A 16,640-nucleotide genomic window follows, 5' to 3' on the forward strand; every position below is an offset into this window, starting at 1 on the left:
CTTCAATTCCTTGAGACTGCGCCTTCTACCCGAGCGCGGGCCCGAGTCAACCGTCAAAACGCGCATTCAGACGAGGCCCGGCGCATACCGCCACGCAAGCCCCGCCAGCGCCATGAGCGGCAGGACAGCCAGAAGGTCCATGCGCCGCCAGAACACCAGCGCGGCGGCGACAAGCGTCAGGACGACCGCCCCGGCATCGAGACTTGCGGCGCTGGGCACCCACAGACCGATTGCGCCCGAACCGATGCGCGTCACCTCCCCGAAGACGACGTGAAGCGCGAACCAAAGCGAGAGGTTGGCGATGACGCCCACCACAGCCGCCGTGATCGCGTCGAGCGCGCCCTGAAGGCGCGGGCGGCCCGCGATCCATTCGACGTAAGGGGCGCCTGCGAAGATCCACAGGAAACAGGGCGCGAAGGTGGCCCAGAGCGTGACCAGCGCGGCGGCAAGGCCCATCCCCATGCCGCCGGCCTCCGCCCCGGCGATGAAGCCCACGAATTCCGTCACGAGAATGAGCGGCCCGGGCGTCGTCTCGGCCAGTCCCAGCGCGTCCATCATCTGCGCGGTGGTGAGCCAGCCGTGATCCTGCACGACCTCCTGCACCATCCAGGCCAGAACCGCGTAGGCGCCGCCGAAGGTCACGACGGCGAGCTTCGCGAAGAACAGGCCCACCTCGGCAAGCAGCCCGCCGGGGGCCGCGATCCACAGGGCTGCAAGCGGAATGAGCCAGATCGCCAACCACACCGCCACGGTGCGCGCCGTGGCGGAATGGGGCACGCGGGGGGGTGGGGCGGCCGCGGCCTTCCCCGTCGCGCCAACCGCGCCGATGGCCGCCGCGCCCAGCACCACGATCGGGAAGGGCAGGCCGAACACGAAGAGCGCCGCGAAGGCGCCTGCCGCAAGCCCCCAGGCCAGCGGCCGGGTCAGGGCCCTGCGGCTGACGCGCAGGAGCGCCTGCGCCACGATCACGATGACCGCCGCCTTGATCCCCAGGAACAGCGCCTCGGCCGCCGGCACGTCGCCATGGGCCGCATAGAGCGCTGCGAGCGCGAGGATCACGATCGCGCCCGGAACGACGAACAGAAGCCCGCCGATCAGCCCGCCGCGAACGCCCGCGACGCGCCAGCCGGCATAGGTGGCAAGCTGCATCGCCTCGGGGCCGGGCAGCAGCATGCAGAAGGACAGCGCCTGAAGATACTGCGTCTCGGTCAGCCAGGGCCGGACCTCGACCAGCTCGCGGTGCATCAGCGCGATCTGCGCCGCGGGCCCGCCGAAGGACAGAAGGCCGATGCGCCCGAAGACGCGGACAAGCTCGGCCGTGCCAGGCGCCTCGCCCGGCCGCGGCGCGGCAGCGTCGCTCTGCATCATCGCCCTGTCACCTCCGGTCGTCGGGCTGCACCATGGCGCGGCCTAGGGCGGGCGCCAGTGAAGTTTCCATGACAGGGCGGGGCGGTACGAAGAAGGGCCGGAGCGCTTGGCTCCGGCCCTTCGATTTCGCGTCTCGAGGAGACGTTATTCCTGCTGGCCCATGAACATGAGCAGGAACTGGAACATGTTCAGGAAGGCGATGTAGAGACTGAGCGCGCCATCGATGGCCGCCTTGTCCAGCCATTCCTGATCGCCGTGGACCGCGTGGGCGACGTAGGTCGACTTGATCTCCTGCGTGTAGAAGGCCGTGAGGCCAGCGAAGATCAGGACGCCCAGCGACGAGATGGCGAACATCACTGCAGGCGATTGCAGGAAGATGTTGATGACCATAGCCACCAGAAGGCCGATCACGCCCATGATGAGGAACGTGCCCATGCCGCTGAGGTCGCGCTTCGTGGTGTAGCCCCAGAGACTGAGGGCCGCGAAGGCAATGGCGGTCACGAGGAACGTCTGCACGATCGACACCGAGGTGAACACGAGGAAGATCGAGCTGAGCGACAGGCCCATGACGGCCGCGAAGGTGAAGAAGCCGAGGCTCACGGCCTGAGCCGAGCCGCGCCGCATGAGTGCGCCCCAGCCGAACAGGATGAAGGCGAGCGGAGCGAACATCACGACCCAGCGCAGGGGCGTGGTGTAGATCGCCTCGCCAAGGCCCGTGAGGTACTGGCCTTCGCGCAGCGCGACGGCCGCGCCGGTCGGATCGCTCGTCACCGCGAGGTTGGCGATCGCCCAGGCCGCGCCTGCCGTGATCAGCATGCCACCGGACATGGTGGCATAGACCTTGTTCATGTGGGCGCGGAGACCCTGGTCGATTTCGGCCGGGACGGCGCCGGCACCCATCTGCGACCGGGCCCGCATCGTCTGATTTTCAGCCATTTGTTCCCTCCAAAAGAAACTGGTCGGATCGGACGTCGGCACATCTGGTGCGACCGTCCGCCTCGACAGCCAATATTGGCCGGGATGACGGCTTTTTCAAGAAAGACGCGCCGGACGCAGGGCGCCGGCGCGATAGTTTTTTCCTATGGGACTTTCTGCGCGGAGGACCGGCCCTTGCGGCGGGCGCAGGGGCCGGGCGCGTCAGAACCGCCAGTACTGCGGCACGACCCAGACCGGGCGCCGGAGCTCCTGCTGGATCTGGGTCTCGGTCAGGCCGAGGTCCTGGCGCAGGTGGTCGGGCAGCTCGGCAAGGGTGCGGCGCTGGCGCCAGACGGCGACGGCGGCGCCGATGCGGGCGGCGAGCGAGGGGTGGGCGGTGGCGGTGCGGGACGAAGCCATACCGCGGGAGGCGAGGATATCGGCCATGGCGTTACCTTTCACATACTTGAACGCAACAGGGAGGATCATCTTGATGCTTGATATATGCGCCCGACTTGTCCATCTTGAAAGTGAATGGTTTTGATGTAATCAATCACGGGACGTGATATGCCGAGAAATCTCGATCTGACCGCGATCCGCGCCTTCGTCGCGGTGGTGGACGCGGGCGGCGTGACCAAGGCGTCGGGTTTTCTGAACCTCACGCAATCCGCCGTCTCCATGCAGTTGAAGCGGCTGGAGGAGATGCTGGACGTGGCCCTGTTCGACCGCTCGGCGCGCAAGCTGTCGCTGACGGGCGCTGGCGAGCAGATGCTGGGCTACGCGCGCCGGATGCTCGACCTCAACGACGAGGTCCTGGGTCGGCTGACCGCCCCCGACTACACCGGGCAGATCACCCTCGGCGTTCCGCACGACATCGTCTACCCCGGCATCCCGCAGGTGCTGCAGCGCTTCAACACGGACTTTCCCCGGATGCGCGTGCAGCTTGTGTCGTCCTACACGTCGCGTCTGAAGGAACTGTTCGCGCGCGGCGAGATCGACGTGATCCTTACGACCGAGGATGACGCCGGGCCGGGCGGCGAGACCCTGATCGAGCAGGCGCTGGTCTGGGTCGGTGCGACCAACGGCCAGGTCTGGAAGCAGCGGCCCCTGCGCCTCGCCTTCGAGCACGCCTGCATCTTCCGGCGCGGCGTTCAGGACGCGCTGGACCGTGCCGCGATCTCTTGGGAGATGGCGGTGGAAAGCGACTCGATCCGCACCGTCGAGGCCTCCGTCGCCGCCGATCTCGCGGTTCATGCCTGCATCGAGGGGACCGAACCCCCCTATGTCGAGCGCATCGACCACAACGGCGGCCTGCCGAACCTGCCGAGGGTCAAGATCAACCTCTACCGGGCGCAGCTCGCGCGCGGGGCGCCCGTCGACGCACTGACCGACGCGATCCGGCAGGCCTTCCGCAGCATGTGACGGCCGGGCCGACGGCGCGCCGGACGCTCAGTCCATCGTGACCACGATCTTGCCGGGAACGGACCGCTTCCGCAGCATGTCGAGCGCCTCGGCGGCCTGCGCCAGCGGCCGTGTCGCGCCGACATGCTGCCGGAGGCGGCCGGCCAGATACATCTCCGTCAGCGCCCCGAGACTTTCGGTCAGCGCCGTCGCGCCGAAGCGCATGTAGCCGCCCCAGAAGAAGCCGATCACGTCGACATTCTTGACGAGCAGGTGATTGGCCGGGATCTGCGGCACGTCCCCGCTCGCGAACCCGATGAGGAGGATGCGGCCCTCGGGGTTCGTCGCGCGCAGGGCCTGCGCGAACAGCTCGCCGCCGACAGCGTCATAGACGACATCGGCCCCGCCGAGCGCCTTCACCTCGTCCCGAAGATCGGCCTCGCGCGCGTCGAGGAGATGATGCGCCCCCGCCGCCTTCGCGGCCTCGAGCTTGTCGGCGCCGCGCGCGACCGCGATCACCTCCGCCCCCATCGCCGCGCCAAGCTCCACCGCCGTCAGGCCGACGCCGCCCGCAGCGCCGAGCACCAGCAGCCGCTCGCCCGCGCGCAGGCGCGCGCGGCGGGTCAGCGCGAGGTGGCTCGTGCCGTAGGCGACGAGGAAGGCCGCCGCCTCGTCGAAGGGCATCGCATCGGGGATGGCCACGCAGCGCGCGGCCTCGAAGACGCCGAACTCGGCCAGCCCGTCGCGGCCCGCGAAGACCGCGACGCGGGTGCCGATGGCCGGCGCGCTCACGCCCTCGCCAAGCGCTTCGACAATGCCCGCGACCTCCAGCCCCGGCGTGAAGGGCGGCTCCGGCGTGTCCTGGTAGGTTCCCTTGATCATGAGAAGGTCGGCGAAATTCAGGCCGCACGCGGCGATCCGGATCAGGACCTGGCCCGCGCCGGGTGCGGGCACCGCGATGTCCTCCAGGTGAGGCTCGGATCCGAACCCGTTGATGCGCAGAGCTTTCATGATGTGGGTCCTCTCGGTTTTCCCATCCGTCGCGGCAAGACTAGCCGCGCCGCAAGGCTGCGACCATGGGCCATGCCACGAACGTTGCGTTACACGCGATAGGCGAGTATGATGCTTATTTCACACGCCTTGAATGAGACCGTCCGCCTTTGGCCGGTATGTTTACCACTTTTGATTGATCGCCCCTCGCCTCACGCTATGTGACGCTTGTCGCTGGGGTTGAGCGTCACTCGCCACATGGTTTCGCGCGGGTGCCGCCGAGGGGCCAAGGCGGCTTATAGTGTTGGCTATAACAGGAGGAGGGGCTCGTGAAGCACCCCGTGGACGTCCATGTCGGCAAGAGGGTCCGTCACCGTCGCTGGATGGTCGGCATGACGCAACAGCAACTGGCCGAGAAGGTCGGGATCAAGTTCCAGCAGATCCAGAAATACGAAACCGGCATGAACCGCGTCAGCGCATCGCGCCTGTGGGACATCTCCGAGGCGCTTTCGGTGCCGGTCAGCTACTTCTTCGAGGGCATGGACAGCGCCGAGAGCGGCGCGTCGGCGGAGGCGGCGCTTCCCGGCGACATCCTTGCCGACAAGGAGGCGCTGGACCTGATCCGCTCCTACTACGCCATCCCCGAGAACCAGCGCCGCCGCCTGTTCGAGCTGGCGCGCGTCCTGTCGGAGGCCGCCGCCTGAGGCCGGCCTCCGCTTGACCCCGGGCGGGGGTCGTGCGACCTCGGCGAGAACCGCCACCAGACCGGCGGCTCTCGCAGGATCGAGGTTCCCTCCGATGCCATCCTCACCCCCGCCCGGGTCGCCCTTCCGACTGCCCGACAGCGAGATCCCCGCCATCGTGGCCACGGCGCATGCGCTGGCCGAGGCGGCGCGTCGCGAAACGCTCAGGTATTTCCGGCAATCCGGCCTCGTGGCGGCACACAAGGGCGACGTCTCCGCGACCCGCTTCGATCCCGTGACCGAAGCCGATCGCGCCTCGGAGGCGGCCATGCGCGCGATCCTCGCCGAGCGCCGTCCGCAGGACGCCGTTCTGGGTGAGGAGGAGGGCGATCGCCCCGGCACCAGCGGACTGACCTGGGTGCTCGACCCGATCGACGGAACGCGCGGCTTCATCTCGGGCACGCCGACATGGGGCGTGCTCATCGCGCTTTGCGACGCGGAGGGGCCGCTTTACGGTATCATCGACCAGCCCTACATCGGCGAGCGCTTCGAGGGCGGGCTGGGCCGTTCCCGGCTGACGGGACCGCGCGGGGGGCGGACGCTTGGGGTGGACCCCGCGGCCTCGCTGAAAGAGGCCAAGCTTTTCACGACATTCCCCGAAGTGGGCACGCCCGCGGATCGGGCCGGGTTCGAGGCGGTGCGCGACGCCGTCCGGCTGACGCGCTACGGAATGGACTGTTACGCCTACGCCCTGCTTGCCGCGGGGCAGGTGGACCTCGTCATCGAGGCCGGGCTCCATGCCTACGACATTTGCGCGCCGATCGCGGTGATCGAGGCCGCAGGCGGCGTGGTCACGGACTGGCGGGGCGGCCCGGCGCATCGCGGCGGCAGGGTGCTGGCGGCGTCCGGCCCCGAAATCCACGCCGAGGCGCTTGCGCTCCTGCGGAGGGCTGCGCCTTAGGAGCGCGCGTGGCTGCCAGCACTTCGCCGCAGGGTGCGGCATCGAAAAAAGTATTTTGAAACAATCCATTGTCGCCCGGACTTCAAATCCCCTGCCAATGTGGCGCTACGGGCGTGCATCGTTGGAATTTGTTCAGGAAGAACGTGTAAGCATCGGAAATGGAGGCAGACTTTCCAATCCGAGCTGCGCCATTTCGATTGTGCGGGTCTCGTGCCGGTCCCGCGGAATGAGCCTCGAGGTTCACGGATCCCCTGGCGTTCACGCGAAGTGCTGCCGCCTTTTCGCGTCGGGTCAGCAAGCGATTGCCGATCTTTTAAACAGCAATAATCGAACTCAACTGGTCAATTATTGGCGAAATGAAGGCCATAAATTTCGATTACGATTTTTATCCCCAGATCCATCCAACGCAACCGCTCCTCGAGCGGCCAGGGCTTGCTTGCGCCCGGCCCGGGCCTTGCCGGCGGGCCGCTGGTGGCGCATGGTCGTGCCATCTGATGGATCGAGGCCGGGAGACCCCGAATGCGCCGTGTTTCGCTACTTGTCGTCCTCGCGCTTGCGCTTGCCGCTTGCACGCCCGCGCCCGGCACCGAGCGGGTCTCGGCCGGCGAGACGGTTGATATCGCCTCGGCAGGGGCGCAGCTGTCCTTCCAGCGCGCGCAGAACGGTCTGATCCGGCCGCTGGGATACAGCCCGGCCCTGCAGGCCGCGGCCGAAGCCCATGCGGAGTATCTGAGCCGCACGGGCAATTTCAGCCATGACGGCCCCTCGGGCGCCACGCCGCGCTCGCGCGTCGAAGGCGCGGGCTACCGGGCCTGCCTCACCGCCGAGAACATCGCGCGCGGGCAGCCCGACATCCGCAGCGTCGTCGCGACCTGGATGGGCAGCCCCGGCCACCGGGCAAACATCCTGAACGCGCAAGTCAGCCAATACGGCTTCGCGCGCGCGGGCTCGGTCTGGGTTCTGGTGCTCGCGCGTCCCTGCTGAGGGATCGCACGGCCCCGCGTCAGCATGTCCCGGAACCCCGCATGGGGCGGGGCGTTCGTCCGCCAACGTCTCCAAACCCTGAAGGAGAAAGGACGAACCCATGGATACATGGATCTTCATCGCCGCGCTCTTTCTGATCACGATGCTGGCCTTCCTGGCCTGGGCGACGGTCAGCAAGCGGCGCACGGAAAGAAAGCTGGCGGATCCCGCCGCGGCCAAATCCTCACTGGCGAGCGACGGCCCGGGCCCGAACCCTGCCACCGCGCCGCGGCGGGAGGGCGTCACGCCGCAGGGCCGAGGCGGCTGAGGCCTTTCGTGAGAACAAAAGGGGCGGCGCAAAACGCGCCGCCCCTTCCTTTCGTCCCGAGGCGTGGCCTCAGTTCTTCGCCTTGTCGACCATCCGGCCGGCCGTGATCCAGGGCATCATCCCGCGAAGCTTCTCGCCGACAGCCTCGATCTGGTGGGCGTCGTTGTTGCGGCGGATCGCCTTGAACGACGGTTGCCCGACCGAACACTCCGCCATCCAGTCGCGCACGAAGCGGCCTTGCTGGATGTCGTCGAGAACCGCCTTCATGCGCGCCTTGGTCTCGTCGTAGGGCAGGATGCGCGGCCCCGAGACGTATTCGCCGTATTCGGCCGTGTTCGAGATCGAGTAGTTCATGTTCGCGATGCCGCCTTCGTAGATCAGGTCCACGATCAGCTTCACCTCGTGCAGGCACTCGAAATAGGCCATCTCGGGGGCGTAGCCGGCCTCGACCAGCGTCTCGAAGCCCATGCGGATCAGTTCCACGAGGCCGCCGCACAGGACCGCCTGCTCGCCGAAGAGGTCGGTCTCGCACTCTTCCTTGAAGTTGGTCTCGATGATGCCCGAGCGCCCGCCGCCGATGGCAGAGCAGTAGGACAGGCCGATTTCCAGCGCCTTGCCGGTCGCGTCGTTGTCGACCGCGACGAGGCAGGGCACGCCGCCGCCCTTGACGTATTCGCCGCGCACCGTGTGGCCGGGGCCCTTGGGCGCCATCATGATGACGTCGACGCCGGCCTTGGGTTCGATCAGGCCGAAATGCACGTTCAGGCCGTGGGCGAAGGCGATCGCGGCGCCCTCGCGCAGGTTGTCGTGCACGTACTTGCGGTAGGTCTCGGCCTGCAGCTCGTCGGGCATGGTGAACATCATCAGGTCGCACCAAGCGGCCGCTTCGGCGATGCCCATAACCTTGAGGCCCTCGCCCTCGGCCTTGGCCGCCGAGGGGGAGCCCTCGCGGAGCGCCACGACCACATTCTTCGCGCCCGAATCGCGCAGGTTCAGCGCGTGGGCATGGCCCTGGCTGCCGTAGCCCAGGATCGCCACCTTCTTGTCCTTGATCAGGTTCACGTCGCAATCGCGGTCATAGTAGACGCGCATGTCTCTCTCTCCTCGTGGGGTGTTTCCTGCGGGGACCATGGCGGAAGCCTGCCGCCGATGCTGCACGAGGATTGCAGAATTTTCCCATTCAATATAAAAAATCATGCGACCAGAATTGAAATGGCGGTTTTTTCATGCTCGACGATCGCGACCGGCGGCTGCTGCGCCGCCTTCAGGCGGACCCCGGACAGCCGATGGCCGAACTGGCCGAGGCCGTCCGCCTGCCGCTGGCGACCTGCTACGCCCGGCTGGAGAGGCTTCAGGCACAGGGCGTGCTGAAGGGCCAGCGCATGGAGATCGCCTGGGCCGCGCTGGGGTATTCCGTGCAGGTCTCGCTGCGGATCACCCTCGACAAGACCGACCCCCGCGCCTTCGACGAATTCATCGCCGCCGCGCGTGAGGTGCCCGAGGTGACGGAAATCCAGACCTTCCTCGGCCGTGTGGACACGCGCCTTGCCGTGATCGCCCGAGGGATGGCGCATTACCAGGAGGTCTACCGCGACCGCATCCTGACCCTGCCGCATATCGCCGACATCGAGGCGCTGATGCATGTAGCCTCGATCAAGAACCACGAGACGCTGCCGATATGACCCTCGATCTGGACGCCGCCGACCGCGCCATCCTGCGGGCCCTTGCCGAGGACGCGACGCAGAAGGCCAGCGAGCTTGGCCGCCGCGTCGGCCTGAGCCAGTCGGCCGCGTGGCGCCGCGTGCGCCGCCTGAGCGAGGCGGGCGTTCTCGGGGCGCGGTGGCTGGATCTCGACCTCGAGAGCCTCGGATTCGGAGTGACGGTCTTTCTGGGCGTGAAGCTGGGCCTCAAGGGCCGCGTGAGCCTCGAGGATTTCGAGCGCGCGGTCTCGGCCATCCCCGAGGTGCAGACGGTCGAGCATGTTCTGGGGCTCTACGATTACCGGCTGCGCGTGGTGGCGCGCGACATCGCCGACTTCGAGCGTGTTCTGAGGCGCCGGATTATGACCTTGCCGGGTGTTGGAAGTGTCGAAGCGAACGTACTTTTGTCCGAAGAAAGGCGGCCCGGCCCCATAGGGTGAGCTTTTCCGCCATAACGCTGCCCCAGTGATCTGACGATACTGCCGTCCATGAGAGACGAGCGTGACATTCAACGGCAGGGGAGCGCCCGCGTGGGCCCGGGCGACGGGTTCCATCGCCTGGTGGACGAGGGCTACCGCCTGTTCGAGCGACCCGCGCCGAGGCATGTGCCGGGCTGCAGCTGCGCGCTGTGCGCCGATGCCGGGATGGCGCGCGCGCTGTTCGGGCGCGGCGCGCGGGCCTGGGGTCATGAGGACATCGTGCAGTGGTGCGCGCGCGCCACGCGCGTCGCGGGCGATGGCCGTGGCGGCGCCGAGGTCGTGTCGCGGACCGACCGGGCGGTGTTCCGGTTCCTCCTTCCCCGCGTCCTGGAGGCCGTCGCCTCGGGCGCGGTTTCGCACGACGGTGCGATCCCGCGGGCGCTTGCGCTGTTCGCGCCGGGCCGCGCCGCCGGGTGCTCGCCGGCCGAGCGGGCGCTTCTGACGCGCTTCGCGGGCCTGTTGCTCGACCGCGCGATGCAGGACCCCGACTGGCCCGAGAACGTCCTGGAGACGCTTCATCTTCTGGCAAGCGGCGGCTGGCCGCTGCAGCCCCTGCTGCGCCATGCCCTCAGCGACCCCGATCTGCCCGCCGCGCTTGCGCGCATCTGGGGCAGGCCCGGTCGCCGCGACACGCTCTTCCCCGGCAACTGGCAGGCGGGCGCGGCCGCCGCCCTGTGCGAGGCCTTCGTCACGTCGATGATGGTCGAGCGGATGATGAACTACGCGATGGCCGACGACACGCCCCCCGACGAGGTGGACGCCGCCATGCGCACCGCGGACCTTCTGATCCGCAGCGCCTGAGGCGCGTCAGCCGCGCGCGCCCAGTCCTGTCTGCATCAGTACCCGTCGAACCGGCGCGACCCTGTAGATGGCGTCGAGCGCGCGCATCCGCATGTCGCGCAGGCCCGGCGCCTCGGCCATCGAGGCGCGGTTGAGCGCGTCGATCCCGGTGACGCGGGCCACCACCTCGGCGTGGCGCGAGCGGGCGTAGCGCTGCAGAAGCGGGCGGGCGCCCGGATCGTCACGATGCGCCACGGCAAGCTCGAGCAGGGTGCGCAGGTCGGCGAGGCTCATGTTCAGGCCCTGCGCGCCGATGGGCGGCAGGACGTGGGCGGCCTCGGCGATCAGCGCGGTGCGCTCGGCCTCCATCCGGTCCGCGACCTGGCTGATGATCGGCCAGACGGTGCGCCGCGACGCGAGCTTCAGCGGCCCGAAAAGATGCGCCGAGCGTTCGGTCATCTCGGCCTCGAATTCGGCAATGCCGAGCGACATCAGCCGTTTGACTTCCGGGCCGCGTTCCATCCAGACGATGGCCGAGCACGGGCGTGCGACGCCGTCCTCGCCGGTCAGGTCTGGCAGAGGCACGAGCGTGAAGGGCCCGCCCGAGCGGTGCACCTCGGTCGAGACGTTCTCGTGCGGGATCGGGTGGGTGACGGCGAAAGCAAGGGCCTTCTGCCCATAGCGCAGAGTGCGGACGCCGATCCCGGCCGCCTCGCGCACCGGCGAGCCGCGTCCGTCCGCCCCCACCACCAGTTTCGCGCGCAGGCGCGTGCCGTCCGTCAGCGTCACGCGCGCTTCTTCGGCGCGCGTCAAAACGGTTGCGGTTGCGGTTCCGGGACGGAAATCGGCCATCGGAAGGGTGGCGAGATGGGCCACCATCTCGCGCCGGAGCAGCCAGTTGGGAAGGTTCCAGCCGAAGGGCTTGTCGGAGATGTCGGCGGCGTCGAAGTCGTGCGCCACGCGCGGTTCGGGGATCTCGCCGCCGGCATCGACGATGCGCATGACCTGAAGCGGCATCGCATGCGGCGCAAGCCTGTCCCAGATGCCGATACGCTCGAGAAAGGCCTGCGACGGCTGCAGGAACGCCGTGCTGCGCAGGTCCGCGCCCTCGGCCTCGCGGTCGGTCACCGGCGGGGCGGGATCGGCGCAGAGCGTGCGGAACCCCGCCCCCGCGAAGGCGATGGCCGCCGTCAGCCCGGCGACGCCGCCGCCCGAGACGAAGATGTCGATGTCCTGAACGTCCGTCATGGAGCGAAGGATAGGGCGCGGCCCGGTGCGCTTCGACGCGGCACTCTGTCCTGTCGCGGCGTCATGACCTGAGACGTCCGAGAAACCCGGCGAGGTCGTCGGTGTGGTGGTGGATGTGACCCGCGGGCTCGGCGACCGGCGCGACGTGCACGGTGCGCATCCCCATCTCGTGCGGCGCGGCGAGGTTGCGCGGATCGTCCTCGAACATCGCGGCGCGGGTGGGATCCAGCCCGTCGGCGGCGAAGACGGTCTCGAAGGCCGCGCGCAGGGGCTTCGGCCGGTAGCCCGCGTTCTCGACTCCGTAGACGGCGTCGAACAACCCCGCGAGGCCGCGCGCCCGAAGCACGCGCGCGGCGTAGGGCGCGCTTCCGTTGGTGTAGACGATGCGCCGGCCGGGCAGGGCGGAAATGGCGTCCCCGAGCGCCGCGTCGGGCACGAGCACGGAAAAGTCGATCTCGTGCACCTCCTCGAGATAGGCCTCGGGCTCGATCCCGTGGTGCAGCATCAGCCCCGCCAGCGTCGTGCCATGCTCGCGCCAGTAGCGGTGCCGCAGGTCGTCCGCTTGGGCCCGGTCCACGCCGGTCACGCGCATGACATAGGCCGTCATCAGCGCGTTGATCTGGTCGAACAGCGCGGTTTCGGGCGGGTACAGGGTGTTGTCGAGGTCGAAGACCCAGGTCTCGACATGAGCGAAGTGTTCCGAAGACATGGCCACGGCCTAGGGCAAGGCGGCCCGCATTGTCCAGTGCGCATGGCGCGCAGGCGGCTTTGTGCAGTCTGGACAAGGCGCTACGCGCTCCATAGCCTTGCGGTATGCAAGGGAGCACAAAAGATGAAGCTCAAGGCTCCGCCGAACCGTGACGCCTACGACCTGATCCTCGACGCCATCGACCAGGGCATCTACCGTCCCGGCGACCGCCTTGTGGAAAGCGAGCTTGCCGAGCGCTTCGGGGTCAGCCGCACGCCGATCCGCGAGGCGCTGCAGCGGCTGGAAACCCAAAGCCTTCTGACCCGCGACGGCCGCTCGCTGATCGTGTCGTCGCTGGATCATGCGCAGATGGCCGAGCTTTATGCCGTGCGGCAGGAGCTGGAGGGGCTGGCCGCGCGTCTCGCCGCGCAGCACGCCGCCGAGGAGGAAATCAAGGTCCTGCGCGACATGGTCGACGCCGACAGGGCGCTCCTGGGAGATCCCGAGGCGCTGGCGCGGGCCAACAGGCGGTTCCATCACCAGATCCACCTCGCCAGCCACAACCGGTTCCTCGTCCAGCAGCTCGACCTCGTCTATCGCTCGATGGCGCTGATGGCGCGGACCTCGCTCGCGGCGGCGGGGCGGGGCGAGAAGGCGCTGGCCGAGCACGCGGCCATCGTGGACGCCATCGCCGAGCGCGACGGCGCGCGCGCGGCGGCGGCCCTGAAAGAGCATCTTTCGATCGCCTTCGTGGTGCGGCTGAAGGAAGAGGCGCAGGCCGGCTGAGGTTCAGGCACGCCCGCCGCGCGTGGCGGACGCATCCTCGGTCACGTCGCCCCCGCCGTAGACGCCGTGCCGCGTCTTGGCCCAGAAAAAAGGCTTGGCCATCAGCTCCAGCGCCCCGATCCACGCCGCGAGCGTTCCGAGCGTGTAGTAGAACTCCACCAGCGGCGCGCGCATCCTCAGGTGGCGCAGGTGCGGCGCGGCGCAGGCATGGACCGAGACGGCGACCGACAGCACGAAGGACAGCATCATGAAGGCGCCGATCCAGAGGCCCTGCGACGGCGAAAGCACGCCGTCGAGCGGATGCGGGACGCCGAAGGGCAGAAGGACGAGGCTCCAGAGAAGCGGCGCGAGGAAGAAGCCGAGGACGGCCGCCAGCATTTGCGCCTGAAGCCCGAAGAAGCGCCACGCCCCGAGGTCGCGCCACAGCGCGCGGGGCTCGCGCATGGCCGTGGCCCATGTGATGAGATAGCCCTTCAGCCAGCGCGAACGTTGCCGGACCCACGGCATGACCGCCGCGTTCGCCTCCTCGAAGGTGGTCGTGTCCACAAGCTCGGTCCGGTACCCCGCGCGTGCGAGGCGCAGGCCCAGCTCGGCATCCTCGGTCACGTTGTGCGCGTCCCAGCCGCCCACCTTCTCCAGGGCGTCGCGGCGCAGGAACAGCGTGGTGCCGCCCAGCGGCACGACCAGCCCCAGACGCTCCACGCCCGGAAGGATGACCCGGAACCACGACGCGTATTCGATGGTGAACAGACGCGACATGAGGTTGTGGCCGGCGTTGTAGTAGTCGAGCCGCCCCTGCAGGCAGGCGACGTTCTGGCCGACCTCGTCGAAGCGGCGGACGACATGGGCGATCTGGTTGGGGTCGGGGCGGTCCTCGGCATCGTAGATCCCGACGATGTCGCCGCGCGCGAAGGCGAGCGCGTAGTTCAGCGCGCGCGGCTTCGTCCGGGGATGGCCCTCGGGGACGATGATCGCCCGCATCCACGGCGGCAGTGGCGCGGCGCGGATCGCCTCGGCGGTGACGTGGTCGTCCTCCTCGATCAGGAGAAGCACGTCGAGCCGTTCGGGCGCGTAGCGAAGCCGCGACAGGTTCGCCACCAGCCGGTGCGCGATCTCGGCCTCGCGGTAGAGCGGCACGAGGATGCTGACCATCGGCGGACGCAGGAGATGGGGCGCGATGTCGGGGCCGGGAGTGGGTGGGGCGTGCTTCGCCGGGCTGCGCAGCATGGCGACGAAAGCCGCGGCCTTGAGGGCGATGTTGGCCACGAAGGCGAGGCCCGCGATCCCGAAGGCCGCGATCGCAACAGGTTCGGGAAAGACCATTTCGATCAGCGCCACGGCGATCGCCACGAACAGCGCCGCGCGCAGCAGGCGGCGCGCCTTCCACGTCCGGCACGAGACATGCTCGGGCACGCGCGTCTCGGCCTCCCGGGCAAGCGATGCGCCCCAGAGCGCGGTCTGCGCGGCCGCGATGTCGTCGCGGCTGGCGAGCGCCGCGACGGCGCGGCGGCCTGGGGGAAGGGCCGCGGCGACCTCGTCCATGAGGTCGGGGCGGGCCGTGGCGACGATCAGCGCGCCGCCCGCGTCGCGCCACGGGACCGCCTCGGCGGCCAGGGCGACGTCGCGTGGCAGACACTGGGCCATGCGCGGTTCGGGCGGCTGGCCCGCAACATCCGCGCGGCCCGTGCGATACACCTCGCAGAGGGCCGACAGAAGCTCTTCCTCGCCGAGCTTTCCGCGCGCGACCAGGACGCGGCCAAGCGGCAGGCCGAGGCTTGTCGCGGTGGCGCGGGCCGCCCTGACCTCGGCCGCGTCGGCCCATCCGCGCGCCACGAGCGTCTGTGCCAGCCGGAGATCGGCCGCGCCGGCGTCCTCGCCCTCCGTGGCGTCGCGCCTGACCATGACATGGAGCGTCCTGGCCGTGCGGCCCGCGGGTCGGGCGATGGGCAGGGCTTGGGCGGCCCGCTCGCCTGCGGGAATGGAGAGGATCGTCGTTCCGGTCGGGCCGTGGGAGTTTTCGCTGTCCATGTCCGCCGCAACCAGAACGAAGTTCAGGCAAACTGGGCGAAAGACATTAACGGTCCGTTAACCGCGGGGCGGTCGGGCCTTCAGCCGCGGTCGCTGACGCGGGCCTTCATGGCCCCTGCGAAGCGTTCGAAGAGGTAGAAGCTGTCCTGCGGGCCGGGGCTCGCCTCGGGGTGATACTGCACCGAGAAGACCGGGCGATCCTCCAGCCTGATGCCGCAGTTCGAGCCGTCGAAGAGGCTTACATGCGTCTCGTGCACGCCATCGGGCAGGGTCTGGCTGTCGACGGTGAAGCCGTGGTTCATCGACGTGATCTCGACCTTGCCCGTCTCGAGGTCCTTGACGGGATGGTTCGCGCCGTGATGGCCGTGGTTCATCTTGATGGTCTTCGCGCCGAGCGCGAGCGCCAGCATCTGGTGGCCGAGGCAGATCCCGAAGACGGGAAGTCCCGCATCGAGGATGCCGCGGATCGCCGGGACGGCATAGGCGCCCGTGGCCGCCGGGTCGCCGGGTCCGTTCGACAGGAACACGCCGTCGGGGGATTGCGCCAGCATCTCCTCGGCGGTGGCGGTTGCGGGCATGACGGTCACGTCGCAGCCCGCCGAGGCGAGGCAGCGCAGGATGTTGCGCTTGGCGCCGTAGTCGATCGCCACCACCTTGGGCGCCGGGATCGCGGGGTCGCGCCGCGAGAAGCCATCGGGCCAGGCCCACCGCATCTCGTCCCAGCGGTAGGACTGCGCGCAGGTCACGTTCTTGGCGAGGTCGAGGCCCACAAGCCCCTCGAAGCCGCGCGCGGCCGCAATGAGCGCCTCGATGTCGAAACGTCCCTCGGGATCATGCGCCAGCGCCACGTGCGGGGCGCCCTGCTGGCGGATCGCGCGGGTCAGCCTGCGCGTGTCGACGCCGCCGATGCCCACGCGGCCCGTCCGCTCCAGCCAGCTCACGAGGTCGCCCGTGGCGCGCCAGTTCGACGGTTCGGTCGGGTCCCACTTCACGACCATGCCTTCCGCCACGGGCTCGGCCGTCTCGTCGTCCTCGGGGGTGACGCCGACATTGCCGATATGCGGAAAGGTGAAGGTCACGATCTGCCCGGCATAGGAGGGGTCCGTCATGATCTCCTGGTAACCGGTCATCGCGGTGTTGAAGCACAGCTCGGCGACGCGCGTTCCCGTGGCGCCGAAGCCCCTGCCGTAAAAGAGCGTCCCGTCGGCGAGGGCGAGGCAGGCGGTGGGGGTCGATGGCATGGAGGTCTCCCGGTTCGCGGCGGCGGGCGGTGCGCGGCGGCGGGCCGCGATCCCGGCGCGGTTTACGGAGCGCGCGGGGCA

18 protein-coding genes are annotated in these 16,640 nt (G+C 69.0%); 9 read left to right on the plus strand and 9 right to left on the minus strand.

Features of this window, described 5'->3' with window-relative positions:
- Nucleotides 1-66 precede the first annotated feature (66 nt).
- From chrA to P6F26_RS12760, 3 genes are all read right to left on the minus strand, one after another.
- Nucleotides 67-1,368, minus strand: coding sequence for a chromate efflux transporter (chrA, locus tag P6F26_RS12750; RefSeq protein WP_430736745.1), 1,302 nt, complete (start codon nt 1,366-1,368; stop codon nt 67-69).
- Between the two features lie 144 nt (nt 1,369-1,512).
- On the minus strand, nt 1,513-2,304 hold the full coding sequence (locus P6F26_RS12755; protein ID WP_278029079.1) for a Bax inhibitor-1/YccA family protein: 792 nt from the start codon (nt 2,302-2,304) through the stop codon (nt 1,513-1,515).
- Between the two features lie 201 nt (nt 2,305-2,505).
- Nucleotides 2,506-2,772: a DUF1127 domain-containing protein gene (locus P6F26_RS12760; RefSeq protein WP_278029080.1), complete on the minus strand. Its 267-nt coding sequence runs from the start codon at nt 2,770-2,772 to the stop codon at nt 2,506-2,508.
- A 78-nt stretch (nt 2,773-2,850) separates the two neighbouring features.
- Here P6F26_RS12760 and P6F26_RS12765 point away from each other — a divergent pair, with 78 nt between their 5' ends.
- Nucleotides 2,851-3,705, plus strand: a complete 855-nt coding sequence (locus P6F26_RS12765; protein WP_278029081.1) for a LysR family transcriptional regulator — start codon at nt 2,851-2,853, stop codon at nt 3,703-3,705.
- Between the two features lie 27 nt (nt 3,706-3,732).
- Here P6F26_RS12765 and P6F26_RS12770 read toward each other — a convergent pair whose 3' ends face one another.
- Complete coding sequence (locus tag P6F26_RS12770) at nt 3,733-4,695, minus strand: NADPH:quinone oxidoreductase family protein (RefSeq protein ID WP_278029082.1); 963 nt, start codon at nt 4,693-4,695, stop codon at nt 3,733-3,735.
- Between the two features lie 308 nt (nt 4,696-5,003).
- Here P6F26_RS12770 and P6F26_RS12775 point away from each other — a divergent pair, with 308 nt between their 5' ends.
- From P6F26_RS12775 to P6F26_RS12790, 4 genes are all read left to right on the plus strand, one after another.
- The gene (locus P6F26_RS12775; RefSeq protein ID WP_278029083.1) at nt 5,004-5,378 is read left to right on the plus strand and encodes a helix-turn-helix domain-containing protein; all 375 of its coding nucleotides are present in this window, start codon (nt 5,004-5,006) and stop codon (nt 5,376-5,378) included.
- A gap of 94 nt (nt 5,379-5,472) precedes the next feature.
- Nucleotides 5,473-6,318, plus strand: coding sequence for a histidinol-phosphatase (gene hisN, locus P6F26_RS12780; RefSeq protein ID WP_278029084.1), 846 nt, complete (start codon nt 5,473-5,475; stop codon nt 6,316-6,318).
- Nucleotides 6,319-6,837: 519 nt separating this feature from the next.
- A complete protein-coding gene (locus P6F26_RS12785; protein ID WP_278029085.1) occupies nt 6,838-7,302 on the plus strand; it encodes a CAP domain-containing protein in 465 nt (154 codons plus the stop codon).
- Between the two features lie 100 nt (nt 7,303-7,402).
- Nucleotides 7,403-7,609 (plus strand): hypothetical protein, encoded by a 207-nt coding sequence (locus P6F26_RS12790; RefSeq protein ID WP_278029086.1) that lies wholly within the window; start codon nt 7,403-7,405, stop codon nt 7,607-7,609.
- A gap of 69 nt (nt 7,610-7,678) precedes the next feature.
- On the opposite strand, the gene ilvC is transcribed toward P6F26_RS12790, so the two are convergent.
- Nucleotides 7,679-8,701 (minus strand): ketol-acid reductoisomerase, encoded by a 1,023-nt coding sequence (gene ilvC / locus P6F26_RS12795; protein WP_278029087.1) that lies wholly within the window; start codon nt 8,699-8,701, stop codon nt 7,679-7,681.
- 134 nt (nt 8,702-8,835) lie between these two features.
- Between ilvC and P6F26_RS12800 the strand changes: the two genes are divergently transcribed.
- The 3 genes from P6F26_RS12800 to P6F26_RS12810 are packed head-to-tail and all read left to right on the plus strand — an operon-like array spanning nt 8,836 to nt 10,589.
- Nucleotides 8,836-9,291 carry an Lrp/AsnC family transcriptional regulator gene (locus tag P6F26_RS12800; RefSeq protein ID WP_278029088.1) on the plus strand — a complete coding sequence of 152 codons (456 nt, stop codon included), beginning with the start codon at nt 8,836-8,838 and terminating at the stop codon, nt 9,289-9,291.
- Nucleotides 9,288-9,749, plus strand: a complete 462-nt coding sequence (locus P6F26_RS12805; protein ID WP_278029089.1) for an Lrp/AsnC family transcriptional regulator — start codon at nt 9,288-9,290, stop codon at nt 9,747-9,749. The genes P6F26_RS12800 and P6F26_RS12805 overlap by 4 nt, the downstream gene beginning before the upstream one ends.
- A gap of 48 nt (nt 9,750-9,797) precedes the next feature.
- Nucleotides 9,798-10,589: a hypothetical protein gene (locus tag P6F26_RS12810; RefSeq protein ID WP_278029090.1), complete on the plus strand. Its 792-nt coding sequence runs from the start codon at nt 9,798-9,800 to the stop codon at nt 10,587-10,589.
- Nucleotides 10,590-10,595: 6 nt separating this feature from the next.
- Here P6F26_RS12810 and P6F26_RS12815 read toward each other — a convergent pair whose 3' ends face one another.
- Both P6F26_RS12815 and P6F26_RS12820 read right to left on the minus strand, forming a co-directional pair.
- Nucleotides 10,596-11,816 carry a UbiH/UbiF family hydroxylase gene (locus P6F26_RS12815; RefSeq protein WP_278029091.1) on the minus strand — a complete coding sequence of 407 codons (1,221 nt, stop codon included), beginning with the start codon at nt 11,814-11,816 and terminating at the stop codon, nt 10,596-10,598.
- 61 nt (nt 11,817-11,877) lie between these two features.
- Complete coding sequence (locus P6F26_RS12820) at nt 11,878-12,525, minus strand: pyrimidine 5'-nucleotidase (RefSeq protein ID WP_278029092.1); 648 nt, start codon at nt 12,523-12,525, stop codon at nt 11,878-11,880.
- A 123-nt stretch (nt 12,526-12,648) separates the two neighbouring features.
- Between P6F26_RS12820 and P6F26_RS12825 the strand changes: the two genes are divergently transcribed.
- Nucleotides 12,649-13,290 carry a GntR family transcriptional regulator gene (locus tag P6F26_RS12825; RefSeq protein WP_278029093.1) on the plus strand — a complete coding sequence of 214 codons (642 nt, stop codon included), beginning with the start codon at nt 12,649-12,651 and terminating at the stop codon, nt 13,288-13,290.
- Between the two features lie 3 nt (nt 13,291-13,293).
- On the opposite strand, the gene P6F26_RS12830 is transcribed toward P6F26_RS12825, so the two are convergent.
- Complete coding sequence (locus P6F26_RS12830; protein WP_278029094.1) at nt 13,294-15,318, minus strand: glycosyltransferase family 2 protein; 2,025 nt, start codon at nt 15,316-15,318, stop codon at nt 13,294-13,296.
- Between the two features lie 80 nt (nt 15,319-15,398).
- A complete protein-coding gene (gene carA, locus P6F26_RS12835; protein WP_278029095.1) occupies nt 15,399-16,559 on the minus strand; it encodes a glutamine-hydrolyzing carbamoyl-phosphate synthase small subunit in 1,161 nt (386 codons plus the stop codon).
- Nucleotides 16,560-16,640: the final 81 nt, after the last annotated feature.

Origin of the sequence: Roseicyclus salinarum, from assembly GCF_029624655.1 — a bacterium.
Lineage (GTDB): Bacteria > Pseudomonadota > Alphaproteobacteria > Rhodobacterales > Rhodobacteraceae > Roseibacterium > Roseibacterium salinarum.